This is a genomic window from Bacillus sp. N447-1 (genome assembly GCF_022701035.1).
Classification (GTDB): Bacteria; Bacillota; Bacilli; order Bacillales; family Bacillaceae_G; genus Bacillus_A; species Bacillus_A cereus.
Genome location: NZ_CP065509.1, coordinates 3,583,593 through 3,608,892, shown reverse-complemented (window position 1 = coordinate 3,608,892; position 25,300 = coordinate 3,583,593). Strand labels below are relative to the sequence as shown.

The following is a 25,300-nucleotide window of genomic DNA, read 5'->3' as shown; positions in this document are numbered from 1 at the left end:
GTCCCAACAGTATATTCAGATGTCTTATTACATAAGCACATCATTTTACAAACTTATTCCATACCCCTATACTGAAAAAACACGATACAATATTTCGACAATAAAACAAGAAGAGAAAAAATAGATTTTCCCCTCTATCTTGATTATAATAAAACTGATGAAAGGAGTCGATAAAAATGGAAAACCCACATATGCAAGAACAAGTATTAGAAGTATTAGATAAATTACGTCCATTCTTACTTCGCGATGGCGGAGACGTTGAATTAGTAGACATTGAAGAAGGTATCGTAAAACTACGCCTTATGGGTGCATGCGGAAGCTGCCCAAGTTCTACAATCACACTAAAAGCTGGTATCGAGCGCGCGTTACTTGAAGAAGTACCAGGCGTTATCGAAGTAGAACAAGTATTTTAATCTAAAAGCGGAAGCGGCTCGCTCAAAATGTGAGGGGGGATGGAGCTTCTGACATAGAGGCGCTTTTTGCCTCGGCGGAAGAAGCGAAGCCACCGAACATTTTAGCCGCTGGAGCTGGATATTAATCTAAAAGCAGAAGCGGCTCGTTCAAAGTCACTTGCTAAAAGGAGACCAAATTTGGTCTCCTTTTTTTATTCAAATCACATTTATCCGTTAACATCATAAAACAAAATTGGAAATCCCTCTCAAAAAATGCGATAATTAATACTATATAGTGAATCGTTCACACATATACAGTAAAAAAACATAGGGGGACGACAAATGCCAATAATGGGGAACACTTTTGTAACAATTCAAGAACTAGAAAAGAAAAAAGAGTATTTATTAGGCCTTTCATCCGTTATACCAACATGGAATACAAGCTATCAATTTTTATTTAAAGAAATCCAGCAAGAATTATTGGGTAAAGTAAATGAAAAGCTCGAAAGGCATCAATTCGTTTTAAATATATGTACAGATCAGCAGGTAGGGGCATAATGTATTACATAAAATTGTGGTATATAAAAAAGAGACCTCACTCGGTCTCTTTTTTATATTTTTAAGATAACCAATCTAATTTTCTAATCCCGAGCTTATCTACTGGTAAACGAAGTGAGCCATAAAAGTGCTTCATAAATTGCTCTGAGCGGTTCACATCGTGTAAAATGGCTTCTAAGCGATCTCTATATATGCTTTTTTGTTCTTCGTTTCCAGTTTGGTAATATCGTTCGACCGTTTCAAAATAGTGAAGTGGGAACAGGAGCCTTGCAAATAATAAACGCCAACCAAATGAGGACAGCGAGTAATTCCGTTCATAATCTGTAACAAATTGAACGATTGTTTGATCCCAGTTTTTCTTTTTTTCAATCATCATATAGCGAATCCATTCTGCTATATCTCGAGTTGGATGATCATACACCCAATCAAAAGGGAGTTTGAGACGCTTCGTTTGATGCCATAATAAAGGTGTGAATCGTTCTTGGCAAATTGTCGCTGCATCCGTTAGTTGCGGCGTATCATCCATTTCTGTATCAACAACATATTGAATGGCATTTTCTGCAACTCCTAAGTAATACGGGAAGGATTCAATAAACAATTGATCGAATACGTCTGTAGGGTGGTTCATCACTTGTGATTGCCAAAACTTTTCTAACTGATCGAGTCTCTTTTCCCATAACGCTTTCCATTCACCAATGCGGCTTAATTGCTCGATTTCTTCTGGAAAGAATGCACCTCGTTTATGGAATATAGAAAGTTCACTTCCTAATGACGTAGCATGTCGTTCTAACGCTCGCATACCTTTTAATAAGCAGTAATTTTGTTCTTCTATCTCACTTACATAGTAGCCGTGTATAGTTGGAACGAAAGTCGCTACAGTTATATCCCCTTGCTGGTTCATATAGTCACTGAGCTTTTTCATCTCTACAAGTACTTCTTCCTCCATTTCTCCAATTGGAACAAGTACATAAATTTTGTTGCGAATCCAAAAGCTTTTATAGGGGCCAAGGGGGATTAATTCTTTAACATGCATGTGATAATGCTCATAAATATGCTGAATCATCGCAGTCGCCACCTATGGTTTTTCTATATATATATGAGCTTGTGCTCGCCTTTCATTCCTATGCACAGGATAAAGCAACGAAACGTATACAAATACTAAAAAGAAAAAAAGGTGATAAACATGAAAGAATCAAATCAACTACAAGAAAGAGCATTACAACTATTACAAGAACGTGGTGTAACAATTGACGATATTGCTGAACTTGTTCATTTTCTTCAAAAAAAATATCATCCAAATTTAGAGATGTCAGAATGCCGTTACAATGTAGAACGTGTACTATCAAAACGTGAAGTACAAAACGCACTGATTACTGGTATCGAACTCGATGTCCTTGCTGAAAAGGGAATGCTAAGTGAACCGTTACAAGATATTGTAAAACGTGATGAAGGCCTATACGGAATTGATGAAGTTATCGCACTTTCTATCGTAAACGTGTACGGCTCTATCGGTTTCACGAACTTTGGATATATTGATAAATTAAAACCTGGTATTTTAGAATACTTAAATGATAAATCAACTGGAAAAGTACACACATTCCTTGACGATATCGTTGGCGGAATTGCTGCCGCAGCTTCAAGCCGTTTAGCGCACCGAGCTGAGCACTCAGAATAATAATGTTTTCTAGGCCGTCAGTTTCATGCTGACGGCCTTTCGTATTCCATAAGCATAAATTCTCTTCCGCGACTCAAAAAAATAGTCCCTTGTTTAAATCCGATATTTTTATATAACGTAATCGCTCTTGTATTAAATGTTGCTACGCTTAATCGAAACATTTTTGCATTAAACTCTTTCGTGGCAAACGCTATTCCAGCTTGGAAGAATTCTTTCCCTATTCCCTTCCCAGTTAACGCCGGCTTCATGCCAAGTCCGATATCAATCACATCTTCTCCACCATATAAATTAGCATCTCTTCCACCTGGCACTTGTGCATTTGCTCCAAAACAAAAATAACCGATGAGGTCTCCTTGATCGTCACAACAGCCATAATACGTTCCATCTAATAGCTCTTCTATTACTTCTTTCTCGCCTGAAAAACTATATAAACTATAAGGTTCCTCGTACGTCCACGTATTTCTCTCCATCGCTTCTTCTTTTGTTAACACATGTATATCCAACCTTCTCACTCCTTATCAAATTTCTATATATTTACTCATTCATTTTTCACATTAAATTTCCCTCTAATTGCAATATGCAGAATTACATACACACAGCTATTAAACAGATGGTACAATTTATTTGAATCGCTGTTGCTACACTTCTTGATTAGAGAAAAGGCGTTAAAACGGAAATTAGCGTCTTATCAACCTCAAGCAATTGGAACATTTTGTCATCTTAAAAGACACTCCAACGAGTGTCTTTTTTTCTATATCCAACAAGGACTTACTCATTTCAAAGTATAAATACATAAAATAATGTAAATCATGACACGCATGAATCACTTTCTAAAAGTTATAAAGTAGATTCAAAATAAAAAAGCACTCTTAACTAGAGTGCTTTTTACTTTCAAACAAGGAGGCTACATATATGGATAGTACTCTCGTATTTAACTTTGGCATTGGTATTGTTATCATTTTATTCGTCTTCTTTGTACTTTGTATGAGCGGGGTATAAAAAGGCGATTTTCGAGCGTCTTTTTATACATACATATGTATTACTTGACTTCTATAAAAGTAGTAACCATAATAGTTACAGAAATACAAATAGCTATTCACATATCCACAAATAGGAGGAAGAAAAATGAAACATGTAATCGTTTATGCACACCCGAATACAGAAAGCTTCAACCATGCGATTTTAGAAACGGTAAAAAGTGAATTAGAAGGAAAAGGTCACGAAGTACGCGTTCGCGATCTATACGAATTAAACTTTAATCCAGTATTAGGCGCTTCCGATTTCATCTCATTTTCTCAAGGAAATACACCAGAAGATATTAAAGAAGAACAAGAACATATCTCTTGGGCTGACAGCATTACATTCATTTATCCAGTGTGGTGGGCGGGACTTCCTGCTATTTTAAAAGGATACGTTGACCGTGTATTCAGCCATGGATTTGCTTATGCTTACGGTGAAAACGGCATTGAAAAGTTATTAAGCGGTAAAAAAGGATTGTTATTATCTACAATGGGCAATACGAAAGAGGCATACACAGCAGGCGGCATGTTTGATGCAATGAAGAAAACAGCGGATGTTGGTATTTTTGAATTCACAGGTATTGAAACAATTGAGCATACATTCTATACAAGTGTCCCTTCTGTGGATAATGATGTGCGTAAACAATATCTTGAAGAAGTAAAAGACGTTGTGAATCGTGCATTCTAATAAAAAAACTCCGGCTTTAACAACCGGAGTTTTTTTATTTCATCATTAATTTCGGAATATATCTTTGAAGAATGCTTTCTAATTCATTCATATCTTCCTGTCTAATAAGTAAATTCACATTGTCATTCATTTTTTCTCGCCCGCGATATAAAAATATATTTTCTTTTGGATTTTCCCATGTTGATGTTTTATAGCCTTTCAATTCTTCATATGAATAAAAGTTTAATCCATCTATTACACCTTTTTCATATATTTGTACACTTTTAATAAGATGTATAGCTATTAAAGTCATAAAACAACTTGCTACAGCATGAATACCTAGCTGAATAAAAAACTGTTCAACTGTATCAATATCGCCACTTACGTACTGAGCATATATATACATACATTGTCCAATGAAATATGCTGGTCCAAGTAATGCAATCCAACGTCTTTTCACCCGAGGATACATTGCAATAAGTTTTCCTGCGCTTTTTTTCATTTCATTTATTATATATATTTTCCATAGAACAAAGAACAAAACGCATAATGTAAAAACAAGCATAATACATGACATCCAGTACATTCTTATTCCTCCCTTATATCAATACATTTAAATTTTACATTCCGCATACCTATAGTACATATGCAATTATGCATAAAAAATGCAGGTAACCTCTTCCGGCTACCTGCATTTCATTACATCTTCTCAATCCACTCCGTCAAGTTATGCACAACTTGCGTCGGTTGAACTTCGTATTCTGTTAACTTCTCCACAGTTGTGACTCCAGTGTGGACAAGAAGCGTATGCATACCAGCATTTATTCCTGCTAAAATGTCTGTATCGTAGTTATCCCCAACCATTAATGCTTCATTCTTTTCTATGCCAAGCACTTTCAAAGCTTGTTCCATAATGATTGATTCTGGTTTTCCGATAAAGATTGGATCCACACCTGTTGATACTGCTACAACTGATGTTAATGAACCATTACCTGGTAATAATCCTCGCTCAGTTGGGATGGCAATATCCCCATTTGTAGAAATAAACGTTGCGCCATTACGCACAGCAAGACACGCTTTTGCTAATTTTTCATATGTGATGTCACGATCTAAACCCACAACAACGAAATCAGGATTTTCATCCACAAGTTCAAATCCTTTTTCCACAAGTGCATCGTGTAAGCCTTCTTCACCAATCATATATACAGTTGCGTCTTGTTTACGTTCATAAATAAAGTTCGCAGTCGCCATACTCGTTGTGAATACTTGCTCTGCTTTCGCTGGAATATCGAAACGAACAAGCTTTTCTGCTACCTGTTCCGGTTTGCGAGTTGAGTTATTCGTAACGAATAAATATGGAATGCCGCGCTCTCCTAATGCTTTTACGAAGTCGCTTGCTTCTTCAATTTGTTCTTCTCCGCGATACATCGTACCGTCTAAGTCAATTAAGTAACCTTTATACATCGATTATGTCTCTCCTTCTATGCTAACGTTCTCACCTTATCATACCACTCTTATATTACCCGCTTTTCCAAAAGAAAAAAACGCTTTACCTTAAAGCGCCCCATAACGTTCATTTTTTCTCTTTTATTTGGTAAGAACAACTACAATCGCCCTCGCACATATTTGCTAGCGTTTTCACTTCTGCGTTCGTAAATAAACGCTTATACATTTCTTTTTCATCTTCACACACTTGCGGGAATCTCTCGGCAATTTCCTTTAACGGACAGTTTTGTTTTTCAATTACGAAAGATTTCTCTCCATCTCTCTTTATTTGAACCATATAACCATTTTTCTCTTGCATAGCTGCTATCTCTTGCACTTTATATGCTAAATTCTTTTGATTACTCACTCTCTTTTGTAACTGTTCTTCCATTCGCTTCGTTCTCTCTTTTAAAACGTAACGAAGTATTTTTTCATCGCCCATTCGAGCTAAATCTTCTAGCATATCAATCGCAAATTGCTTATACTCTTTCGGGAATGTATCTTCTCCCTTTTCGCTTAATCCATACAAATAAGTTGGTCTTCCGACATGTTGCCTTACCATCTTAGAATAAATGAGTCCGTCTTTCTCAAGATTACTTAAATGTCTTCGAATCGCCATTTCTGTAATCTCTAAAACGTCAGCTAGTTCCGCTACCGTGTGCTCTCCCTTTACTTTCAACAATTGTACAATCTCGTCTTTCGTAGTACGTGCTTCCCCCATACTTCACCCTTCTCCCTTTTCTTTCTCACATACAATATAAGATCCCCAAAAGGCATTCTCTGGGGATCTTATAAGCATAATTATTCTGGTACAAATGCAGATACAGGTCCTAATTCCTTTTCTAAATAACTGCGAATATTTGCTGGGTATTTCTCTACCACTGCAATATGTTTTTGAATCGTCTTATATAATTCATCATGATTCATTTGAATATAATCTTGCGTAAGCATTTTTCGAAGAAGGATAATTTCTTTCATCCCTTGTCCATCTTCTTCACTTATCACTCGCTCGTCCATTAAAATATCAATAATATCTTCATAGCTTCCTGGATCACGCATAATAAATCCATCAATCATCGCATTTCCTACATCTAATACACAATCAATAATAAGATGGGCTATGCGCTCTAATGCGTAAAATTCAAACTCGGTTTCATATATCTTTTTCTCTTGAAATGTACTTGTTGCTCGTTCTAAACATACTAGCATTTGTTCTATTTTCTTTCTGTCTACAAAATACATGAATGTCACCTACCTGGAAATTAAAGCATTTACATTTTAATTGTAACGCTTTCTTCTGAAAAAATCGACAATTTTTCGAATTCACCTTTTCTCCGTTATTTGTTATAGTTATATTTGTATGATTTTTGAAATTGGAGGAATGGAATCTTGGAACGTGAACTCGCACTAGAAATTGTCCGTGTAACAGAAGCAGCAGCCTTAGCATCCGCACAGTGGATGGGCCGCGGAAAGAAAAATGAAGCAGATGATGCAGCAACTACAGCAATGCGTGATATGTTCGATTCAGTAAACATGGCAGGTACAGTTGTAATTGGTGAAGGAGAACTTGATGAAGCACCGATGTTGTATATTGGTGAAGAACTAGGAACAGGTAATGGTCCAGAAGTAGACATCGCCGTTGATCCATTAGAAGGTACAAACATCGTTGCAAAAGGTCTTGCAAATGCAATGGCAGTTATTGCAATCGCAGACAAAGGGAACCTTCTTCATGCTCCTGATATGTACATGGAAAAAATCGCGGTTGGTCCAAAAGCAGCTGGTAAAATTAGCTTAGATGATCCAATTGAAAAAACAATTGAAATTGTAGCAGAAGCTAACAATAAAAAGATTCGCGATCTAACAGTTATCGTTCAAGAACGTGAACGTCATCAAGATATTATTGACCGTGTTCGTGCAAAAGGTGCACGCGTAAAATTATTTGGTGACGGTGATGTTGGTGCGTCAATCGCAACAGCACTACCTGGAACGGGTATCGACTTATTCGTAGGTATTGGCGGAGCTCCAGAAGGTGTTATTTCTGCAGCAGCATTAAAGTGCCTTGAAGGTGAAATGCAAGCTCGCTTAGTTCCAATGAACGAAGAAGAAGAAGCTCGTTGTCGTGAAATGGGATTAGAAGATCCTCGTCAACTTCTTATGTTAGATGACTTAGTATCTGGGGATGATGCAATCTTCTCAGCAACTGGTGTATCTGCTGGTGAGTTATTAGACGGTGTTAAATTCCTTGGCGGAGACTTAGCTGAAACATACTCTATCGTAATGCGTTACAAAACAAGAACAGTACGATTCATTAAAACGCATCACCATTTAGATCATAAGCCACACTTAAACTTAGATATTTAATAAAAGGAGCCATGTGTATGGAAGAACGTTTCTTTCTGTACGACGACACTGTCGCTACAAAAACTCGTTTCGTTAGCTTTATGGGAGAAAATGAGCGTCATGATTTAGCGCTATTATACTCCGATCGTCATTACGGTAAAACAATTGTCCTTGATATGCAGCGTAATAAATTCGCAATCATCGGCGCTGACGATTTAAACGAACCAGGCTACTTAGAGCACGCATTTTCTATGACTGAAGAAATTGCAGAAGAATTACGCTCATTTTTATTTGAACTTATATAATTTATCTTAGGCACCAGCTTTTTAGCTGGTGTTTTTCATTATAATTATTTTAAATTTTCAATCTTTTAATTATAATTAAGAATAAATCTATTTGGATGAACACTCCCCCACTTAGCAAAGCTTGAAGTGGGGGTTTCTAACGTTTCGACCTAACGGACGATTAACGTCAGGGGAGTTAACACATTAGCGAGCTGTTTCACACCTAACCCCTCTATCCCATTTGTCCATGCATTTGGGATTACTTTTCGTAAAATGTTAGCCGCAGCATTTACATCTGCATGAATTAAAGTTTTATTTGCTGAACAATATATGCCGCGCTTTATTCGTTTTCCTGAAAAAGTTGTATTTTGGTCATTTTCTCCATACGTTGGAATGAAGTCGTTATCCAGAAAACTTGCTTTCGATGTATATGATTCTTCAGTTACAATAACTTGAATGCCTACAGCATTTGCTTTGTATGTAATCATTTGAATCAATAAACTATGTGGGATATGACAAAACGATTGGTTATTTCTTTTTCCCATATTTGTTTCTTGTTTCCAACTTTTGTTTTGACCAATAACGATTTTACAAACATCTTCTTCTTGTGCTAGTTTTACGATATGGTGACTAACTTTATGGAAGACGTCTCTTATTTTCAAGTAACGTTTTTGATGAAGTTTTTCTATCCTTTTAGAAGTAAAAGGTCCTTCATTCGTTTGTTTTCCATTTCTAAGAATGCTTGTAAAATGACTCTTCATTTTGTTGTAATATTGATTTATGCTTTTGACATGTTTGCCCTTAACAAGGACAGGTTTCATACCTGTGTTTGTTACGATGGTTGCAAGGTTATCAATACCTAAATCAATACTCATATAACGAGCATTCCCTTCAATAATTTGTTGTTCAGAAGGAACATCAATTACCAATTCCACTACATATTCATTGTATTTTGGAATCACACGAACTTGTTTCAGTTTACCTTCAGTGAAACCTAGTTTCCCAATATTTAATTGCAATTTCGTCTTTGGAAACTTTAAAAATCTACTGTTTTTAATGATGCAATCTTGGTTTGTATACAGAATCTCTTTTTCAGAAGAACGAATATACTTTGGAATCCTAGGCATTCCAGCATATTTGTTTGGATTCTTTTTATAGTCTTTTAAACTAGCAAAAAAAGATTTCCAATTTTGGAACACACCTTTCATGATTGACTGGCTACATTGCGTAGGCAAAGCTCGATAATCATTTTGAATCATAGCCTTAAATAGTGCATCTAGAAAGTTGTAATCTACATAAGGTTTTTCAAAATTAGGTTCTGAAAACAAATTACATGTAATCTCTTTCTGTTCTTCTTTAGGCTTTAATTTCTCTTTTTCCAATTTCTTCTGATAGGCAAGAAGTTGTGTGTCATTCATCTTACCAATATTTTTATGAATATGATCCAGAACTTCTTTTTGCAATGGCTGTAACTCTTTTTCTTGTGTTAATCCAGTGTACACCTGGCGTATATAAAAGTTTGTAGTGTTGTACATATTCTTAGCGTTATGACAACATTCTTGAAAATAAGAATACATACGATGCCCTTTTTTAATCCAAATTTGAAGAGTTTTATAGTTTGATGGATTTTCTTTTGCCATTTTATTCACCTCCTTGTTAAGGATATTATAGCAAAAAGGAACATACGTTTCTGTTTTTCTCAAAAATAAAATATTTCTTTCGATTCACCTCACCACCTTCACTTACGTTTAGAGGTGGGGGTCCTCTCGAAAGGCATGATAGAAAGGACGTTTACGACGTATGCCAACAACTCCTTTGTAATGGACCAGCAATTGGATAGCATTACTCTCAAAAAAGCACCGTGCTTTTTCAAGGGAGTAGTCTGCCCATTCCCATTACAAAGGAGCGTATTGCATCTGTAGTATGATGTTTACGGAGGTTCCTCTTTGGGGACCTCCTTTTATTCTTGTCTTTTTCTCATGCCTTCATACTACAAGACATCCAAATAGCTGTATTACGTTCCTTTACCACTACTATAAGAGGTGAAGGAAAATGCAGAAAGTACAACTTTCTTGGAGTTTATATGAAAACGAGCAAAACACAATCGAAAAATATTGTAAAAATTGCAGACGTACTACCCTATTTACCGACACAAATATTCGTAGGCATAACGCCAACGGAAAAAACATATACCGCTTTGCCATTTATAAATGTCCGAAAGACCATACGTGGAATCAAAAACTTCGTATTTATAAAGCATTTACTGATCACGTTGAAACAGTCGATATGACGCAGCAGGATCAGCCAGAAACAACTACTACCATTTCCATTACGCAACATCAAGAAAGCGGCATAACCGAAATCACGATCGTATTAGATATTGTTTTCGGTTCCCACCGCATCGATAAAGCCTTATCCACATATATTTCCGACTGGAGCCGTACACGCATTGTGGATAAAATTAAAAATGGGGATATTCAATTAAACGGACAACAAATGAAGCCAAATACAATACTTTCTGAAGGCGATCATATCTCGATTTGTTTGTAAGCAAAAATATGCAAAAAATCCTCTTACAATTGTAAGAGGATTTTTTTATTTCTTCACTTTTCGTAATACAAAATGTGCGCAACCGAAGTTACAGTACTCGTATAAATACTCCGTTAACGTACTAATTTTCGTATCATATGTCGCACGTTGGTTACTATCATCAAAGAATCCGCGCAATCTAAGTTGCTCATATCCCCAGTCCCCAACGATGTAATCATATTTATTTAAAATTTCTGCATAGCGCTCTTTAAATGCTTCTTCACTAAAACCGTCACGAAAGTTTTTAATTACTTCGTACTGAACATTATTAATGCTCACCGTAGCATGAATCTCTTGCTCTTGCTTTTGCTCCATCATTAACTTCCTCTCTAAGCATTCTTCTTTTTATCGTATCACAAAGCATAACAACCAACAATTTCAAATACAAAAAATTGCAAATTAGTACATGCTATGGAGAAGGAGGTGATACATCGTGAAAAAACAAATTTTACTTTCCCTTCTCACTCTTTCCTTATTTGCAGGCTGCCAATCAGCGAACAAAGCTGAAATGGAACGTGAAGAAGGAAGCCGTGTTCTTGTTTCCAATAAAAACGACATGTATCATACGGAAAATACAAATACAAGACTCACAAGAGTCGGTTATTCTTCTAAACAAAAGCATGAAGTATCTAACAAACAAGTAGGGGCCATTAATCGCGAGAAGGTCGCTGAAATGATTACAAGCATGACAGTCAAACTTCCTGACGTTACAAACGCTGCTACACTCGTTACTGATGATGAAGTGTTCGTTGTATACCGTGCAAACACAACGGATCCAAAACTCGTAGCGGATCAAGTATATAGAGCTGCTTTGTCCATCGTTCCTCGCTATTATAAAGCATATGTATCAACAGACCAAAAGTTGATTTCTCAAATTCAAGGGCTTCAATCTGGCGCATTAAATGATACAGAATATACACAAAGCCTCGATATGTTAAAACGAGAAATGAGTAAAAATCCTCATTTGAACAATACGGGAGATCAGACTTTGAATGATATGATTAAAAAGTAAAACAGGTGGAGAAAATCTCCACCTGTTTTACTTTTTATTTTTTATTACGATCCGCATAAACCTCCATCGCATCACACATAAACTGCGCTAATCCCTCACCAAACTTATCGATATTTTTCGTAAAACGCTCATCAGCGACGTACATTTGACCGAGTCCTTTAAAAGCATCTAACGAATATTCACCGAAGTTTTGCAAGTAATCGTACCATACTTTAATAGCTGCCTGCGCCTCTTTAGAATCTGGTGCATCGTGTCTAAGCGTTGCTAAATTTCTATAAATAGCATTAAACTCCTCTTGGTTCTCTTTTGACATACCTTTTGCATATTCGTTCGCTTTATCTACAGCTGCGTCTCCCCATTTTTCACGTGCTTCTTCTTCATATGGGTTATGGCTGAAATCGAATCCTTCAAATTTCTCTTTATTCGTCATTTCAATCTCTCCTTTTGTATGCTGAATTGTTTTATCAATCGTCGCAATCACCTTATCTAATCTGGCACGCTTTTCAAGAAGCATCTTCTTATGGAGCTGTAGTGCCTCTTCGCGATCAAATGATGGACTCATGATAATCTCTTTAATTTTCTTCAAAGGGAAGCCAAGCTCTTTAAAAAACAAAATTTGCTGCAATGTCTCTAAATTTTCATTGGAATACAGACGATATCCAGACTCTGTCGTCTCGTCTGGGGTTAACAACCCAATTTCATCGTAATGATGCAGTGTGCGCACACTAATTCCAACTAAATCAGCTACTTCTTTTACTCTCATTGTCATTTGTATCTCCCCCTTAGTACATACGATAAAGTATGACGCAACGTTAGAGTCAATAAGTAAATTCATTTTCTTTCTAAAAGTTTCATCTCTCCCCTATTTCATGCATAATAGATATGTACATATATTAGAAAGCGGTGAAAGTATGGTTTCAAATACTGTAATTGCCAGCATCATTTTTCAACTCATTGTCTCGATTCTGGTCCCAATTATCGTACTCGTTTATTTCCGTAAAAAATATAATATGAATTGGAAAGTGGTCGGCGTTGGTGTTCTTATCTTTATCGGATTCACCCAAATTCTTGAAACACCATTCCACCTATTTATGCGCGGTAATCCAACAATCGCTCCATTTTTAGAAAATCCGTTTGTCTTCGCAATTTATGGCGGATTGACTGCTGGTATTTTTGAAGAATTAGGACGCTTCGTTGCCTTCTTCTTCTTACTAAAAAAATATCTAGAATATAAAGATGGCTTCGCTTATGGAATTGGTCACGGCGGAATTGAATCTATTTTAATTGGCGGTTTTTCTGCATTACAAGCATTAATCTTTGCTAATTCTATTAACGATGGTAGCTTCGCTCGACTGATTGAACAAAAACCCGAGCTTAGCATTTTACAGGACATGTTAATTCAGCAACCTGCCTACTTATACTTCCTTGGTAGCTTAGAAAGAATTATGGCACTCGTGCTTCAAATCGCCTTTACAATGCTTGTTTTATACGCAGTCAAACAGAAGAAATATATCTTCCTAGTATACGCTATACTATTCCACGCATTTGTAGACTTTTTCGCGGCACTTTACCAAACAAAAACAATCAATATCTTTGTTGCCGAAGGAATTACCCTTCTCTTCACAATTGGGGCTGTCGTTCTTATTCGCAAGATGAAAGCGAAATTAATGAGTGTGCCGGAGTAAAAAATAACCCACCGATTGGTGGGTTATTTTTTATGGATTGTCGCAATGGTGATAGCTTTTTCCTTCTTGCAGCTCCCTCTTTGTTTCTGCATCTATAACGATGTACTTATGAAACTCTTCTACTTCATTTTGAGAAAAGGAAGCGAAAAAATAAACTTGGCGATCAGGATGAACAAAAAAATCTTGAAGCATCACACTACTCCGACAACCCATGGTTGTTTTTTGTAGGAAAGAAAATTCCTCATCAGCCACTTCTTTAAATAAGATTTTTTTCCGAACACTATATGCTGCATTATTGTATTCTTTATAGATTTTCTTATCTAACTGTTTATAAAAAACATCCTCACTCACAAATGACTTATTTCGATTGCTTGGATAATTTAGTTTTTGATTCGACTCTGCATAAGTTGTGGACAAGTGTATAAAAAAACAAAGACTAAATACAATACATATCATTTTATTCATGATTGCACCTCAAATGTTCATTATCCACATTACTTTTCCACATATTTAAATCAATATGCTGTTTCCAATAAAAAGGAATTATTTCTACATTTGTCGAAGTATATAGCGTCAACTTGAAAGATGGGGATGAATTATGAAGAAAATTATTGTAATACGACATTGTTCAGCAATTGGGCAAAAACGTGATGATGAATTAACGACCGATGGAAAAGACCAAGCAAACACCCTTGCTACATTCCTCTTAGAAAATCATCTACAAATCGATCATATTATTTCAAGCCCATTTGTCCGAGCTATCGATTCCATTCGGCCCTATGCGCTCCAAGCTAACTTATCTATCCAAGAAGATGAACGATTAACTGAACGCATATTGAGCAACATTCCAATGGATGATTGGATGCAAAAACTAGAATCTACTTTTACAAATATAGATATTGCCTTTTCAGGCGGAGAGTCAACAAAACAAGCAACAGACCGGGCCCTATCGCTTATTCAAGACGTTTTACAATTAAACCATACGACAACACTACTTGTTACACATGGCAATTTACTTACGCTCATTTTAAAGCATTTTGATCATACGATTGGCTTTAATGAATGGAGAACTCTAACGAATCCTGATATTTACGAAATTACAATCGACGAACAATGTATCATAAAACGCTTATGGGAAGCATCGTCCAAGTAATATCCCTTTCCAAAACATTCAGTTGACGCCACGAGAAGAGACTGTTCTAACAATAGAAAGGGGTATCATTTCATATGTACGAAGACGTACTTGCTTTACTACATAAAACAAATGTTTCTTATGAAAAATTCGAACACGAACCAGTACTCGATTATGAGACCGATCGGATCGTACGCGAGAGACTTGGCTTACAAGGCACTCCAAGTAAAAGCTTATTTTTAAAATCAAAGTCTGGAGATTATTACGTATTTTTTACGTTAGAGGGCACAAGGCTCAACCGGGGAGAGATGAAAGAACTATCAGGAGAACGCTTATCTCTCTGTTCTCCTGATGAACTGCGAGACAAAACTGGTTGTACGCCGGGATGTGTGGCTCCTTTCGGATATTCACACGATGTAACAATTATTGTGGATAACGCTATTTATACGTACGATAAAATTTTAATTACACCTGGTGTTCCTGAATTTACAATTGAATTATCCACAGAAGAATTAAAAAAGATTTTATTAACATGTCCAAATACCGTTTTAGAGTACAAACAAAAAGAGAGCTAATCATTAGCTCTCTTTTTTTCATTATTTAGCTTCTGCTGTTTTTTCTTTTGCAGAACGTACTTGCTCGTCCGCATGGTAAGAAGAACGCACAAGTGGGCCAGCTTCACAGTGGCTAAATCCTTTGCTAAGTGCAATTTCTTTAAGCTCTGCAAATTCTGCTGGTGGGTAATATTTAAGAACTGGTAAATGCTTCTTAGATGGTTGTAGGTATTGCCCAAGAGTTAAAATATCCACATTGTTTGCACGTAAGTCATCCATTGCTTCAATTAAATCTTCTCTCGTTTCACCTAAGCCCACCATAATGCTCGATTTAGTTGGAATATCAGGCTGCATTTCTTTCGCTCGACGTAAAAACTCTAATGAACGTTCATATTTTGCTCTAGCGCGAACTCGGTCAGATAATCGACGTACTGTTTCAATGTTATGGTTTAAAATATCTGGTTTTGCATCCATTAACATTTTTAAGTTTTCTTCTACTCCACCCATATCAGATGGTAATACTTCGATAGACGTGAATGGGTTTTTACGACGTACTGCGCGTACTGTTTCAGCAAAAACAGCTGCTCCCCCGTCCTTTAAATCATCACGTGCAACCGCTGTTATAACAACGTGCTTTAAGCCCATTTGTACTACTGAATCTGCTACGCGTTCTGGTTCTTGTAAATCAAGCTCAGTTGGTAAGCCTGTTTTAACCGCACAAAAACGACAAGCACGTGTACAAACCGCACCTAAAATCATAAATGTTGCTGTTTTTCTTACAGCCCAGCATTCATGAATATTCGGACATTTTGCCTCTTCACAAACGGTATGAAGATTCTTAGAACGCATCATTTTCTTTAAGCCTGTATAGTTTTCATTCGTGTTTAACTTAATTTTCAACCATTCGGGCTTGCGCTTATATTCTGTTTGTTTTGTCATGGTTATCAACTCCGCACAATATGAAATAGTTTACCGTGTTCGCTTCTTTCAATGTAACATATCTATTCTAACGTATGAAAGCGATTTGCTCAAATGAAGATTCTAAGATTTTTTCCAATCGTTCCCTATAATGAAATACTCCGTATATCCCACACTAAAAAGAGTGATGTTGTGAAAGGAGTCTATTTCATGCTTCGAAAAATTTCTCTTTTGCTTTCTATTTGTTTTCTTCTCCACCAAAACATCGCTTACGGTGAAGATAATCAGCAAAGCATATACGAAAAGCGCATGGCACTATATAAAGAAACCGAGCAGTCTTCAGGCATTCCATGGTATTACTTAGCTGCAATGGATCAATATGAAAGAAATATACGGAGCGTAAGAAAAGATATTCCGAAAAAACCAGATGCCATCATTTCCCTTTATTTCAAACCAGAAATATGGGCTGGACCTATTAATAGTAACGATACTCTCCCCCATACAATTTCTCTATTTGGCGGAATAGGTTTAGATGGTGACAAAGATGGATTTGCAAATGCAAATAGCGACCGTGATCTTCTGCATACCGCAGCGACTATTTTAAGGAAACAAGGAACGTCAGAAGACCGTATTAAAATTATGCTCTGGGAATATTATAGACGTGCAAAAACAGTTGATTTAATTAGTGAATATGCCCAAATTTATAAACATTATGGACGTATTAATTTAGAGGGAAATGCTTTTCCTCTTCCGATCCGTAGTGACCATAGCTACCGTAGTACTTTCGGCGCTGGAAGAAGTTTTGGCGGCAGAAGGATTCATGAAGGAACAGATATTTTCGCCGGATATGGCGTGCCAGTAAGATCGACTTGCTATGGCATTATTGAAACGAAAGGTTGGAACCGCCTTGGTGGATGGCGCATTGGTATTCGCGACCTTCATAACAATTACCATTATTACGCTCATTTAGGCGGGTTCTCAAAAGAAATACAGCTTGGACAAATTGTTGAGCCAGGGAAAGTAATCGGATTTGTTGGTAGCACTGGTTATGGACCTCCTGGTACAGCCGGAAAATTTCCGCCCCACTTACATTTTGGCATATATAAAGACAATGGCTATACAGAATGGGCCTTCGATCCATACATGCATTTAAGCCTTTGGGAACGCAAAGAACGAGCAAATACAAAACGATAACCGTAGCTGCATTGCTACGGTTATTTTTTATCCATTAAAAGCCTGGCTGATCCGGGTTTCACTTTATTTACAACTAACTATCTGTTTTCTTTTTATCAGGTACAGCAACACTTCCACTTCCATAATACGTAGGCACTTCCCCTTGAACGATACGCGTCGCAATCGGAACATTTTGTTTCACCGTTATCTCTTTCGTATGAAATGGAATAATTACTTGCAATGTTACTTCCATTTCCATAACAATTTGAATCGCTGTAGTATTAATCCCATGCGGCTCAATTTTTTGTTTAATATCTGTATTCACATGCCCAATTGGCGTGAAATGAATCGGAATATCTGGTCCTATATTACCAAGAAGCGCATTATCAGTTACACGCCCAAAAGGAACTGCCATAGTCGCCCCGTTTTTTTCAGAAATACCTAGCTCCTTCAACTTCCCTTGTTCTACTTGCTGCAAATATTTTTCTATGTACGTGGTCGTTGACGTTACGATTTCATTTACTTGCTTTGTATTTAAATTAATTGTAGATACTTTTCCGTTTTTATCATTCTGTACTTTCATTAATGAATCTACATCGAATCCTTCATTAATTCGATCCTTTACTGCCTTCGTCATAATTGCCGTCGCCATTTTATGCGTCTCTACTTCCCCATATTTAATTAAGGTCGGCTGAATATTATTATTCACAATCCACAACCCTTGCGTAAGTAATATAACAAAAAGAATAAACGACATAAGCAGTATATACCGAAAGGCAATAGGTCCCCTTCGAAACCGCGAGTTTTTCGAGCGAAATATACTCATAAAAAAACCTCCTTCTTATATCATTTCTATGCAAGAAGGAGGGACGATATATGCTTATCTCATTTTTAATAATGCTTCTTTTCCAATCGTTCCTGCTGGAATGCCTAATGCTTCAGCTCCAGTCGTTACCGATTCTAGCGGCGCTTCAAGAAGTTGTTCAATCGTTCTTACACCAACCGCACGGCCAGCAATAATTCCTCGATCACCTAACTTCTCATTTAAAAGACCTACATCTAATGCACCACACATAATATATCCTTTATCGCTCATTACAGCTAGCAAATTTGTCTTTGGAAGTTTCACGCTAACCGCAATAAACGTATAATTATCAATTATAATTGGCTCCACATTAACCATAGTTCACACTCCTCTCTTTCTTATCTGTATGACAAGAGAAAAATGAGTGTTACAAGTTAACTAGCCTATAGTTTAACGGAAGATTTATAAGTTATTAACATATCTGTTAACACATCTCTAAGTAGTTCTGGCATATAATATTGTTTGTCAGAAAGTGTGGATAGCTCTGGGTATAAGTAGCCAAATGTAAACATATCAATCGTTCCTACTGTATATATACGATCTAATTCCAGCGATTCCCCGTTAATTAATACGTCTTCGAGTAAAATTTTATTCCCAGGAATCGTATCTGGAATTACTTCTACACCCGCGTAAATCATTTTCCCCATCACTTTCCCCCGAAATCCGAATCCTTTCACCTCAAGATTCTCCATATTCGGCTTACGTGCTTTCAAAATAACTTCTCTTAATATCTTTCCTGGAACTTTCAAAGCACACGGATTAATTGGATGTGGACAAATTCTGTGAATATCTCCGCGCGTTACGACACCCTCTTCTAACCCTTCAAGAAGTACACCAGCATTCACCATGCCAATTTCTGCACCGCACCATGTTTTCAGCGCACTTGCTAACATATGAGAAAACTGCGTCTCCTGAAACCAATCAACCGGTAATGACTCTTTTAAATGAACGACAGGCTCTGCCATTATATGCTTACTTTCTTCCTGCAGTATTTCAATTGTGGATAACGGATCGCTATAAGCACCTAACCGTTCCGTCTTAATCGCTCTACCGTCCTTTTCCAACAACTTCTTCGTCTCTTTATCCACAGTAAGCTGAACGTGGCCAACGTAACGTCCCCACTTTTCACAACAGCAAAGTAAAGTATTGTTCAGTAGAACACCACGCTCAAATAAATGATGCGTATGTGCACCTAAAATAACATCTATATCATAATGCTCTGCCATATACTCATCCATACTTTTTCCAAGGTGAGATAGGACAACGGTAATATGTGCCTCATCTTTCACTTCTTCTAAAATAGACTCTAAATGGATAAGCGGATCTTCAATATGCCAATCGAGCATATGATAAAACTCTGGATAAGCTACCGTCAATCCGATAAAAGCGATCGTAACCCCATCCGTCGTTGTATGCAATTTATAAGGCTTTGCCCATGATGGACGTACACCTTCTTTTTCAAATAAATTTGCGACAAGCACTTCAAATCCAGCATTATCATAGAGCCGATTTAAATGTTCCTTCGCTAACGTAATGCCTTCATTATTTCCGATTGTTACATAATCATATAACGCCTCATTTAAAAGCTTCGTATTCCCAAGGCCATTTGTCGCTTCCGAAATACTATGAAAACGATCCACATGATCACCGATATCAACCGTCAAAACAGTCTCTCCCGCTTCCTGTCTTCGCTTTTTCTCCCCTAGAACAAACCGAGAAATTTGCGGCCAATTTTCAAAATGACTATGTATATCGTTTGTATGATAAAGGTGGATGATTGTTTCTTTATTTGTATTCAGAGAAAAAACCTCCTCTCAGTTCCTTACTGCCATTTACGCTATGCGCACACAATAATCCTGTAAATACTTTTCGTCTTTTCTTGCTATTTTACATTGTACTCGCATTGTGAGAAAAAGCAAAAGATTGTCCTTTTTATATGAGAAACTTTTGCTAATGCAGGAAATAATTCCAGATAGTGGAGGGAGGGGTGGATTTGTCAAAAAGTTTAATAGAGAATTCAGTGGGTGGTTGTTCAAGTGGATTTGTCAGTATCTTTGTCTTAAACCTAGTCGTTCTCTGTTCTTATAAAATATTTGGGGTATGTGAGGATTTTCTTTTGCCTTATCTTGTCGACAAATCGATATTCCTTGTCGAAACGTTGATATATTGAAATAATCGTTGATATATTCCCGTTTATGATCGATATATTTGAAAAATCGTTGATATATTTAGCTGAACACCCACCCGGGTATCCTCTCCCACGCCAAGACAAATCCGCAAAACAAAAAAGCGCCCTGCACAGCAGGACGCTTTCTTCATACATATATTATCCAGTTCCAGCGGCTAGAATGTTCGGTGACTTCACTTCTTCCTATGAGGCAAAAAGCGCCTCTACGTCAGAAGCTCCATCCCCCTCACATTCTGAACGAGCCGCTTCCACTTTAAATATGTCCAGCTTCGCCTCCTAGACCCTCATGTCTAAGAACCTTCCGCACGAGAAGATAAAAAGCATCTTCTGTGCGAAAGAACCTTAGCCAACGGGTCTGAACAGTCGGCTCCGCATTTCTATTTAACCGATAGAACCTTCCATCTCAAACTTGATTAGGCGGTTCATTTCAACTGCGTATTCCATTGGAAGTTCGCGAGTGAATGGCTCGATGAAGCCCATTACGATCATTTCTGTAGCTTCTTGCTCAGAAATACCGCGGCTCATTAGGTAGAATAATTGTTCTTCTGATACTTTCGATACTTTCGCTTCGTGCTCAAGTGAAACGTAATCGTTTTTGATTTCGTTGTAAGGAATTGTATCAGATGTAGATTGGTTATCCATGATTAACGTGTCACACTCGATGTTAGAGCGAGAGTTTTTCGCTTTTGGTCCGAAGTGTACGATACCACGGTAAGTTACTTTACCACCATGCTTCGCAATCGATTTAGAAACGATTGTTGAAGACGTGTTTGGTGCTAAGTGAATCATTTTCGCACCAGCATCTTGGTGTTGGCCTTTACCAGCAATCGCGATAGATAATGTTAAACCACGAGCGCCTTCGCCTTTTAAGATAACTGCTGGGTATTTCATCGTTAATTTAGATCCGATGTTACCGTCAATCCATTCCATCGTTGCGTTTTCTTCACAAACCGCACGTTTTGTAACTAGGTTGTATACGTTGTTCGCCCAGTTTTGGATTGTTGTATAACGGCAATATGCATCTTTCTTAATGATGATTTCTACTACCGCACTGTGAAGTGAGTTAGTCGTGTAAACAGGTGCTGTACAACCTTCTACGTAGTGTACGTGTGCGCCTTCGTCTACGATGATAAGCGTACGCTCGAATTGTCCCATATTTTCAGAGTTAATACGGAAATACGCTTGAAGTGGTGTATCAACTTTAACACCTTTTGGAACGTAGATGAATGATCCACCAGACCAAACTGCAGAGTTTAATGCAGAGAATTTGTTGTCTGTTGGTGGGATTACTTTTCCGAAATGCTCACGGAAAATATCTTCGTTCTCTTTTAATGCGCTATCTGTATCTTTGAAGACGATTCCTAGAGCTTCTAGGTCTTCTTTCATGTTGTGGTATACAACTTCAGATTCGTACTGTGCAGATACACCAGCTAAATATTTTTGCTCAGCTTCTGGAATACCTAATTTATCAAATGTTGCTTTAATTTCATCAGGTACTTCATCCCAAGACTTCTCAGATTTCTCAGATGGTTTTACGTAGTACGTAATTTCATCGAAATCTAAGTCGTTTAAGTCGCCGCCCCATTGTGGCATTGGCATTTCGTAGAACTTATCCAGTGATTTTAAACGGAAGTCTAACATCCACTGTGGTTCTTCTTTCATACGTGAAATTTCTTCAACGATCTCTTTTGTTAAACCGCGTCCAGCACGGAAAATCGAAACGTCTTTGTCTTTGAAACCATATTTATAATCGCCGATATCTGGCAGTTGCTTCGCCATGTTGGTGTGTCCCTCCTTAGATAACCTCGTTTTTAGGAACCTTTAACATTACTTATCTTCGTTTAAGCCCTTTTCTAACGCTTTCCACGCTAATGTTGCACATTTAATACGTGCAGGGAACTTGCATACGCCTTGTAATGCTTCAATATCTCCTAAATCGATGCTGTCATCGTACTCTTTTCCTAGCATCATGTCAGAGAAAATTTTCGAAAGCTGAAGTGCTTCTTCAATTTTCTTACCTTTTACTGCTTGTGTCATCATTGAAGCTGAAGACATTGAGATTGAACATCCTTCACCTTCAAACTTCGCCTCTTGCACAATACCTTCTTCTACTTTCATCGTAAGTTGAATACGATCGCCGCAAGTTGGATTGTTCAAGTTAACGGTAACACTATCTTCTAACACGCCATGGTTACGAGGATTTTTGTAATGATCCATAATAACTTGACGATATAACGTATCTAAATTATTAAATGACATTTGTGAAATACTCCTTTGTCTTGATTAGCGATTCAACAAATGTATCAATTTCTTCTTTTGTATTATATAAATAGAAGCTCGCACGTGCTGTTGAAGAAGCTTTTAGCCACTTCATAAGCGGTTGTGCACAGTGATGTCCTGCGCGAACTGCAATGCCTTCTACATCTAATACAGTCGCTACATCGTGAGGATGTACGTCTTCAATATTAAATGTAACAAGACCAGCGCGATGCTTTGGACCATAAATTGTAACGCCATCTACTTCTGATAGTCTTTCTAAAGCGTATTGCGCTAATTCATGCTCATGCTTTTCAATATTATCAAGACCGATTTCTTCTAGGAAATCAATTGCTGCACCAAGTCCGATTGCATTACCGATAATCGGTGTACCTGCTTCAAACTTCCACGGAAGCTCTTTCCACGTAGATTCTTGTAAATCTACGAAATCAATCATTTCACCGCCAAATTCAATTGGCTCCATATTGTTCAGCAATTCTTTTTTACCATATAATACGCCGATACCTGTAGGTCCGCACATCTTATGAGCAGATAATGCGTAGAAATCACAGTTTAAATCTTGTACATCCACTTTCATGTGAGGTGTACTTTGTGCACCATCAACGACCATAATTGCGCCATTTTCGTGTGCGATTGCTCCGATTTCTTTTACAGGGTTAATCGTTCCAAGTACGTTTGATACTTGCATAATAGAAACGATTTTTGTATTCGGTGTAACTGTTTGACGAACATCTTCTAAAGAAATTGTACCGTCTGGTTGAAGCGGAAGATATTTTAAAGTTGCACCAGTTTTCTTCGCAACTTGTTGCCACGGAATGATATTACTATGGTGCTCCATGTAAGAAATAACGATTTCATCGCCCTCTTTTACATTTTCAAGACCATAGCTAGCTGCTACTGTATTTAATGCAGTTGTCGTTCCGCGTGTGAAAATAATCTCTTCCATTGATTTCGCGTTAATAAACTTGCGAACTTTCTCACGTGCACCTTCATACGCGTCGGTAGCTTTCGTACCGAGCGTATGAACACCGCGATGCACGTTAGAATTATATTCTTTATAGTAACGTTCTAACGTTTCAATGACTTGAATTGGTTTTTGAGAAGTTGCTGCACTATCGAAATAAACAAGTTGTTTGCCGTTCACTTTTTGATCAAGAATTGGAAACTGTTTGCGTATTTCATGAATATTCATTAGCGAACTTTCCTTTCAATTACCTCAACAAGCTGTGCCTTTACTCCTTCAATTGGAAGCTCATTAACTACAGGTGCTAAGAATCCATGGATGACTAAACGTTCTGCTTCGCGTTTTGGAATACCACGGCTCATCAAGTAGTATAGTTGGACTGGATCTACGCGACCTACTGAAGCTGCGTGACCTGCCATTACATCATCTTCGTCGATTAAAAGAATTGGGTTTGCATCACCGCGTGCTTTTTCATCTAACATAAGAACGCGAGAAGATTGTTGTGCATTTGATTTAGATGCACCGTGTTCAATCTTACCAATTCCGTTAAAGATAGATGTTGCACTATCTTTTTGTACACCGTGTTTTAAAATCCAACCTTCAGAGTGTTTACCGAAGTGAACAACTTTAGTTGTAAAGTTTTGTGTTTGGTTACCACGGCCAATTGTTACTGTTTTCGTATCAGCATATGAACCGTCGCCCATTAAGTTGGTAACATTCTCTGAAATTGTGTTTCCGTCATTCATAAGGCCTAGAGCCCAATCAATACGGCCGTCGCGTCCTACAACGCCGCGGCGGTTAACGTAAGTTGTTACGTCTTTTGCTAATAGATCAACCGCACCGAATTTCACTTGTGCGCCTTGTTCCACGATTACTTCTGCTACGATATTTGCAATACCTTTAGCATTTTCATTTGCAACGTAGTTTTCTACATAAGTTGCAGTACTGTTCGCATCAGCTACGAATAATACGTGGTTATATACGTTAGCTTCTTCGCCGTCTACTAAGAATACAGCTTGAAGTGGAGTTTCAAGAACAACGTTTTTCGGAACATATACGAATGCACCGCCGTTGATTAATGCAGCATGAAGTGCAGTTAGACGATGCTCGTCTACTTTCACGCCGTCTTTCATTAAGTACTTTTGTACTAGTTCAGCGTGCTCAGTTGCTGCTGTTACGATGTCTGTAAAAATAACACCTTTTTCTTTTGCTTCGTCTGCTAAAGAAACGAATGCAGTTGTACCAGTACGTTGCACTAATACGCTGTTATTTTCATCGATTAAGTTTTTCACTGCCTCTGGAAGTTCAGTTAAAGAACTTACAGGCTCTTGCTTAGCAGCGTCGCCTTTTCCGATAAAGTCCCATTTGTCAATTTTCGTTTTATCAGGCGTTGGCATTGGAAGTTCAGTTGCTTGTGCAAGAGCTTGTAAGCGGAACTCAGTCAACCAAGCTGCTTCGTTTACTTCGCTTGCGCGTTGACGGATTGTTTCTTGATCGAAAGGTAATGTACCGATTGTCATGTT

General features: G+C 37.5%; 30 protein-coding genes. 12 read left to right on the top strand and 18 right to left on the bottom strand.

Annotated features, from left to right (window positions below):
- Positions 1-176 precede the first annotated feature (176 nt).
- Both IQ781_RS18195 and IQ781_RS18190 read left to right on the top strand, forming a co-directional pair.
- A complete protein-coding gene (locus IQ781_RS18195; RefSeq protein WP_000431159.1) occupies positions 177-413 on the top strand; it encodes a NifU family protein in 237 nt (78 codons plus the stop codon).
- Between the two features lie 321 nt (positions 414-734).
- Positions 735-950, top strand: coding sequence for a hypothetical protein (locus IQ781_RS18190; RefSeq protein ID WP_016125644.1), 216 nt, complete (start codon positions 735-737; stop codon positions 948-950).
- Between the two features lie 61 nt (positions 951-1,011).
- Here IQ781_RS18190 and yutH read toward each other — a convergent pair whose 3' ends face one another.
- Positions 1,012-2,013, bottom strand: a complete 1,002-nt coding sequence (gene yutH, locus IQ781_RS18185; protein ID WP_242808145.1) for a spore coat putative kinase YutH — start codon at positions 2,011-2,013, stop codon at positions 1,012-1,014.
- 120 nt (positions 2,014-2,133) lie between these two features.
- Here yutH and IQ781_RS18180 point away from each other — a divergent pair, with 120 nt between their 5' ends.
- Positions 2,134-2,625: a phosphatidylglycerophosphatase A family protein gene (locus IQ781_RS18180; protein ID WP_000665103.1), complete on the top strand. Its 492-nt coding sequence runs from the start codon at positions 2,134-2,136 to the stop codon at positions 2,623-2,625.
- A 23-nt stretch (positions 2,626-2,648) separates the two neighbouring features.
- Here IQ781_RS18180 and IQ781_RS18175 read toward each other — a convergent pair whose 3' ends face one another.
- A complete protein-coding gene (locus IQ781_RS18175; protein WP_050229036.1) occupies positions 2,649-3,128 on the bottom strand; it encodes a GNAT family N-acetyltransferase in 480 nt (159 codons plus the stop codon).
- A 622-nt stretch (positions 3,129-3,750) separates the two neighbouring features.
- On the opposite strand from IQ781_RS18175, the gene IQ781_RS18170 reads away from it, so the two are divergent.
- On the top strand, positions 3,751-4,332 hold the full coding sequence (locus tag IQ781_RS18170; RefSeq protein WP_000683440.1) for an NAD(P)H-dependent oxidoreductase: 582 nt from the start codon (positions 3,751-3,753) through the stop codon (positions 4,330-4,332).
- Between the two features lie 34 nt (positions 4,333-4,366).
- On the opposite strand, the gene IQ781_RS18165 is transcribed toward IQ781_RS18170, so the two are convergent.
- The 4 genes from IQ781_RS18165 to IQ781_RS18150 form a co-directional block, all read right to left on the bottom strand.
- A complete protein-coding gene (locus IQ781_RS18165) occupies positions 4,367-4,897 on the bottom strand; it encodes a hypothetical protein (protein ID WP_000289908.1) in 531 nt (176 codons plus the stop codon).
- A gap of 113 nt (positions 4,898-5,010) precedes the next feature.
- Complete coding sequence (locus IQ781_RS18160) at positions 5,011-5,775, bottom strand: TIGR01457 family HAD-type hydrolase (protein ID WP_000276467.1); 765 nt, start codon at positions 5,773-5,775, stop codon at positions 5,011-5,013.
- A 109-nt stretch (positions 5,776-5,884) separates the two neighbouring features.
- A complete protein-coding gene (locus tag IQ781_RS18155; protein WP_000503345.1) occupies positions 5,885-6,517 on the bottom strand; it encodes a helix-turn-helix transcriptional regulator in 633 nt (210 codons plus the stop codon).
- Positions 6,518-6,597: 80 nt separating this feature from the next.
- Positions 6,598-7,038: a DUF86 domain-containing protein gene (locus tag IQ781_RS18150; protein WP_000274006.1), complete on the bottom strand. Its 441-nt coding sequence runs from the start codon at positions 7,036-7,038 to the stop codon at positions 6,598-6,600.
- Between the two features lie 147 nt (positions 7,039-7,185).
- Here IQ781_RS18150 and glpX point away from each other — a divergent pair, with 147 nt between their 5' ends.
- Both glpX and IQ781_RS18140 read left to right on the top strand, forming a co-directional pair.
- Complete coding sequence (glpX, locus tag IQ781_RS18145) at positions 7,186-8,157, top strand: class II fructose-bisphosphatase (protein ID WP_000439090.1); 972 nt, start codon at positions 7,186-7,188, stop codon at positions 8,155-8,157.
- A 17-nt stretch (positions 8,158-8,174) separates the two neighbouring features.
- Entirely contained in the window at positions 8,175-8,441 is a 267-nt protein-coding gene (locus IQ781_RS18140; protein WP_000392606.1) for a DUF3055 domain-containing protein, read from the top strand.
- Between the two features lie 149 nt (positions 8,442-8,590).
- On the opposite strand, the gene IQ781_RS18135 is transcribed toward IQ781_RS18140, so the two are convergent.
- Positions 8,591-10,060, bottom strand: coding sequence for an RNA-guided endonuclease InsQ/TnpB family protein (locus IQ781_RS18135; RefSeq protein ID WP_139847264.1), 1,470 nt, complete (start codon positions 10,058-10,060; stop codon positions 8,591-8,593).
- A 412-nt stretch (positions 10,061-10,472) separates the two neighbouring features.
- On the opposite strand from IQ781_RS18135, the gene IQ781_RS18130 reads away from it, so the two are divergent.
- Positions 10,473-10,970, top strand: coding sequence for a hypothetical protein (locus IQ781_RS18130; RefSeq protein WP_001174567.1), 498 nt, complete (start codon positions 10,473-10,475; stop codon positions 10,968-10,970).
- A 45-nt stretch (positions 10,971-11,015) separates the two neighbouring features.
- Here the strand turns inward: IQ781_RS18130 and IQ781_RS18125 are convergent, their stop codons facing one another.
- On the bottom strand, positions 11,016-11,327 hold the full coding sequence (locus IQ781_RS18125; RefSeq protein ID WP_000970508.1) for a YutD family protein: 312 nt from the start codon (positions 11,325-11,327) through the stop codon (positions 11,016-11,018).
- A 115-nt stretch (positions 11,328-11,442) separates the two neighbouring features.
- Here IQ781_RS18125 and IQ781_RS18120 point away from each other — a divergent pair, with 115 nt between their 5' ends.
- Positions 11,443-12,021, top strand: coding sequence for a YhcN/YlaJ family sporulation lipoprotein (locus tag IQ781_RS18120; RefSeq protein WP_000744132.1), 579 nt, complete (start codon positions 11,443-11,445; stop codon positions 12,019-12,021).
- A 34-nt stretch (positions 12,022-12,055) separates the two neighbouring features.
- Here IQ781_RS18120 and IQ781_RS18115 read toward each other — a convergent pair whose 3' ends face one another.
- On the bottom strand, positions 12,056-12,790 hold the full coding sequence (locus IQ781_RS18115) for a MerR family transcriptional regulator (protein ID WP_000178775.1): 735 nt from the start codon (positions 12,788-12,790) through the stop codon (positions 12,056-12,058).
- 100 nt (positions 12,791-12,890) lie between these two features.
- Between IQ781_RS18115 and IQ781_RS18110 the strand changes: the two genes are divergently transcribed.
- Positions 12,891-13,706 (top strand): YhfC family intramembrane metalloprotease, encoded by an 816-nt coding sequence (locus IQ781_RS18110; protein ID WP_002164635.1) that lies wholly within the window; start codon positions 12,891-12,893, stop codon positions 13,704-13,706.
- Positions 13,707-13,736: 30 nt separating this feature from the next.
- Here the strand turns inward: IQ781_RS18110 and IQ781_RS18105 are convergent, their stop codons facing one another.
- The gene (locus IQ781_RS18105) at positions 13,737-14,171 is read right to left on the bottom strand and encodes a hypothetical protein (RefSeq protein WP_001038433.1); all 435 of its coding nucleotides are present in this window, start codon (positions 14,169-14,171) and stop codon (positions 13,737-13,739) included.
- A 133-nt stretch (positions 14,172-14,304) separates the two neighbouring features.
- Here IQ781_RS18105 and IQ781_RS18100 point away from each other — a divergent pair, with 133 nt between their 5' ends.
- Positions 14,305-14,859, top strand: coding sequence for a histidine phosphatase family protein (locus IQ781_RS18100; protein ID WP_000721022.1), 555 nt, complete (start codon positions 14,305-14,307; stop codon positions 14,857-14,859).
- A 74-nt stretch (positions 14,860-14,933) separates the two neighbouring features.
- Positions 14,934-15,413, top strand: coding sequence for a YbaK/EbsC family protein (locus IQ781_RS18095; protein WP_000272746.1), 480 nt, complete (start codon positions 14,934-14,936; stop codon positions 15,411-15,413).
- 21 nt (positions 15,414-15,434) lie between these two features.
- Here the strand turns inward: IQ781_RS18095 and lipA are convergent, their stop codons facing one another.
- A complete protein-coding gene (gene lipA / locus IQ781_RS18090; protein ID WP_000166372.1) occupies positions 15,435-16,331 on the bottom strand; it encodes a lipoyl synthase in 897 nt (298 codons plus the stop codon).
- 189 nt (positions 16,332-16,520) lie between these two features.
- Between lipA and IQ781_RS18085 the strand changes: the two genes are divergently transcribed.
- On the top strand, positions 16,521-17,504 hold the full coding sequence (locus IQ781_RS18085) for a M23 family metallopeptidase (protein ID WP_000944663.1): 984 nt from the start codon (positions 16,521-16,523) through the stop codon (positions 17,502-17,504).
- A 73-nt stretch (positions 17,505-17,577) separates the two neighbouring features.
- Here the strand turns inward: IQ781_RS18085 and yunB are convergent, their stop codons facing one another.
- The 7 genes from yunB to sufD form a co-directional block, all read right to left on the bottom strand.
- A complete protein-coding gene (gene yunB, locus IQ781_RS18080) occupies positions 17,578-18,309 on the bottom strand; it encodes a sporulation protein YunB (RefSeq protein WP_000021803.1) in 732 nt (243 codons plus the stop codon).
- A gap of 54 nt (positions 18,310-18,363) precedes the next feature.
- Complete coding sequence (locus tag IQ781_RS18075; protein WP_000248466.1) at positions 18,364-18,666, bottom strand: YunC family protein; 303 nt, start codon at positions 18,664-18,666, stop codon at positions 18,364-18,366.
- Between the two features lie 65 nt (positions 18,667-18,731).
- Positions 18,732-20,069, bottom strand: a complete 1,338-nt coding sequence (locus IQ781_RS18070; protein WP_242808314.1) for a bifunctional metallophosphatase/5'-nucleotidase — start codon at positions 20,067-20,069, stop codon at positions 18,732-18,734.
- A gap of 848 nt (positions 20,070-20,917) precedes the next feature.
- A complete protein-coding gene (gene sufB, locus IQ781_RS18065; protein WP_001118827.1) occupies positions 20,918-22,315 on the bottom strand; it encodes a Fe-S cluster assembly protein SufB in 1,398 nt (465 codons plus the stop codon).
- Positions 22,316-22,363: 48 nt separating this feature from the next.
- On the bottom strand, positions 22,364-22,795 hold the full coding sequence (sufU, locus tag IQ781_RS18060; RefSeq protein ID WP_000009523.1) for a Fe-S cluster assembly sulfur transfer protein SufU: 432 nt from the start codon (positions 22,793-22,795) through the stop codon (positions 22,364-22,366).
- Positions 22,785-24,005, bottom strand: a complete 1,221-nt coding sequence (gene sufS, locus IQ781_RS18055; RefSeq protein WP_001020767.1) for a cysteine desulfurase SufS — start codon at positions 24,003-24,005, stop codon at positions 22,785-22,787. The genes sufU and sufS overlap by 11 nt, the downstream gene beginning before the upstream one ends.
- Positions 24,005-25,297: a Fe-S cluster assembly protein SufD gene (sufD, locus tag IQ781_RS18050; RefSeq protein ID WP_000152167.1), complete on the bottom strand. Its 1,293-nt coding sequence runs from the start codon at positions 25,295-25,297 to the stop codon at positions 24,005-24,007. The genes sufS and sufD overlap by 1 nt, the downstream gene beginning before the upstream one ends.
- Positions 25,298-25,300 lie beyond the last annotated feature (3 nt).

Bases quoted from the DNA above. Each gene is read 5' to 3' on its own strand.
- IQ781_RS18195 (WP_000431159.1), top strand. From the start codon at position 177: ATGGAAAACCCACATATGCAAGAACAAGTATTAGAAGTATTAGATAAA.
- IQ781_RS18190 (WP_016125644.1), top strand. From the start codon at position 735: ATGCCAATAATGGGGAACACTTTTGTAACAATTCAAGAACTAGAAAAG.
- yutH (WP_242808145.1), bottom strand. From the start codon at position 2,013: ATGATTCAGCATATTTATGAGCATTATCACATGCATGTTAAAGAATTA.
- IQ781_RS18180 (WP_000665103.1), top strand. From the start codon at position 2,134: ATGAAAGAATCAAATCAACTACAAGAAAGAGCATTACAACTATTACAA.
- IQ781_RS18170 (WP_000683440.1), top strand. From the start codon at position 3,751: ATGAAACATGTAATCGTTTATGCACACCCGAATACAGAAAGCTTCAAC.
- IQ781_RS18165 (WP_000289908.1), bottom strand. From the start codon at position 4,897: ATGTACTGGATGTCATGTATTATGCTTGTTTTTACATTATGCGTTTTG.
- IQ781_RS18160 (WP_000276467.1), bottom strand. From the start codon at position 5,775: ATGTATAAAGGTTACTTAATTGACTTAGACGGTACGATGTATCGCGGA.
- IQ781_RS18155 (WP_000503345.1), bottom strand. From the start codon at position 6,517: ATGGGGGAAGCACGTACTACGAAAGACGAGATTGTACAATTGTTGAAA.
- IQ781_RS18150 (WP_000274006.1), bottom strand. From the start codon at position 7,038: ATGTATTTTGTAGACAGAAAGAAAATAGAACAAATGCTAGTATGTTTA.
- IQ781_RS18140 (WP_000392606.1), top strand. From the start codon at position 8,175: ATGGAAGAACGTTTCTTTCTGTACGACGACACTGTCGCTACAAAAACT.
- IQ781_RS18135 (WP_139847264.1), bottom strand. From the start codon at position 10,060: ATGGCAAAAGAAAATCCATCAAACTATAAAACTCTTCAAATTTGGATT.
- IQ781_RS18130 (WP_001174567.1), top strand. From the start codon at position 10,473: ATGCAGAAAGTACAACTTTCTTGGAGTTTATATGAAAACGAGCAAAAC.
- IQ781_RS18125 (WP_000970508.1), bottom strand. From the start codon at position 11,327: ATGATGGAGCAAAAGCAAGAGCAAGAGATTCATGCTACGGTGAGCATT.
- IQ781_RS18115 (WP_000178775.1), bottom strand. From the start codon at position 12,790: ATGACAATGAGAGTAAAAGAAGTAGCTGATTTAGTTGGAATTAGTGTG.
- IQ781_RS18110 (WP_002164635.1), top strand. From the start codon at position 12,891: ATGCATAATAGATATGTACATATATTAGAAAGCGGTGAAAGTATGGTT.
- IQ781_RS18105 (WP_001038433.1), bottom strand. From the start codon at position 14,171: ATGAATAAAATGATATGTATTGTATTTAGTCTTTGTTTTTTTATACAC.
- IQ781_RS18100 (WP_000721022.1), top strand. From the start codon at position 14,305: ATGAAGAAAATTATTGTAATACGACATTGTTCAGCAATTGGGCAAAAA.
- IQ781_RS18095 (WP_000272746.1), top strand. From the start codon at position 14,934: ATGTACGAAGACGTACTTGCTTTACTACATAAAACAAATGTTTCTTAT.
- lipA (WP_000166372.1), bottom strand. From the start codon at position 16,331: ATGACAAAACAAACAGAATATAAGCGCAAGCCCGAATGGTTGAAAATT.
- IQ781_RS18085 (WP_000944663.1), top strand. From the start codon at position 16,521: ATGCTTCGAAAAATTTCTCTTTTGCTTTCTATTTGTTTTCTTCTCCAC.
- yunB (WP_000021803.1), bottom strand. From the start codon at position 18,309: ATGAGTATATTTCGCTCGAAAAACTCGCGGTTTCGAAGGGGACCTATT.
- IQ781_RS18075 (WP_000248466.1), bottom strand. From the start codon at position 18,666: ATGGTTAATGTGGAGCCAATTATAATTGATAATTATACGTTTATTGCG.
- sufB (WP_001118827.1), bottom strand. From the start codon at position 22,315: ATGGCGAAGCAACTGCCAGATATCGGCGATTATAAATATGGTTTCAAA.
- sufU (WP_000009523.1), bottom strand. From the start codon at position 22,795: ATGTCATTTAATAATTTAGATACGTTATATCGTCAAGTTATTATGGAT.
- sufS (WP_001020767.1), bottom strand. From the start codon at position 24,005: ATGAATATTCATGAAATACGCAAACAGTTTCCAATTCTTGATCAAAAA.
- sufD (WP_000152167.1), bottom strand. From the start codon at position 25,297: ATGACAATCGGTACATTACCTTTCGATCAAGAAACAATCCGTCAACGC.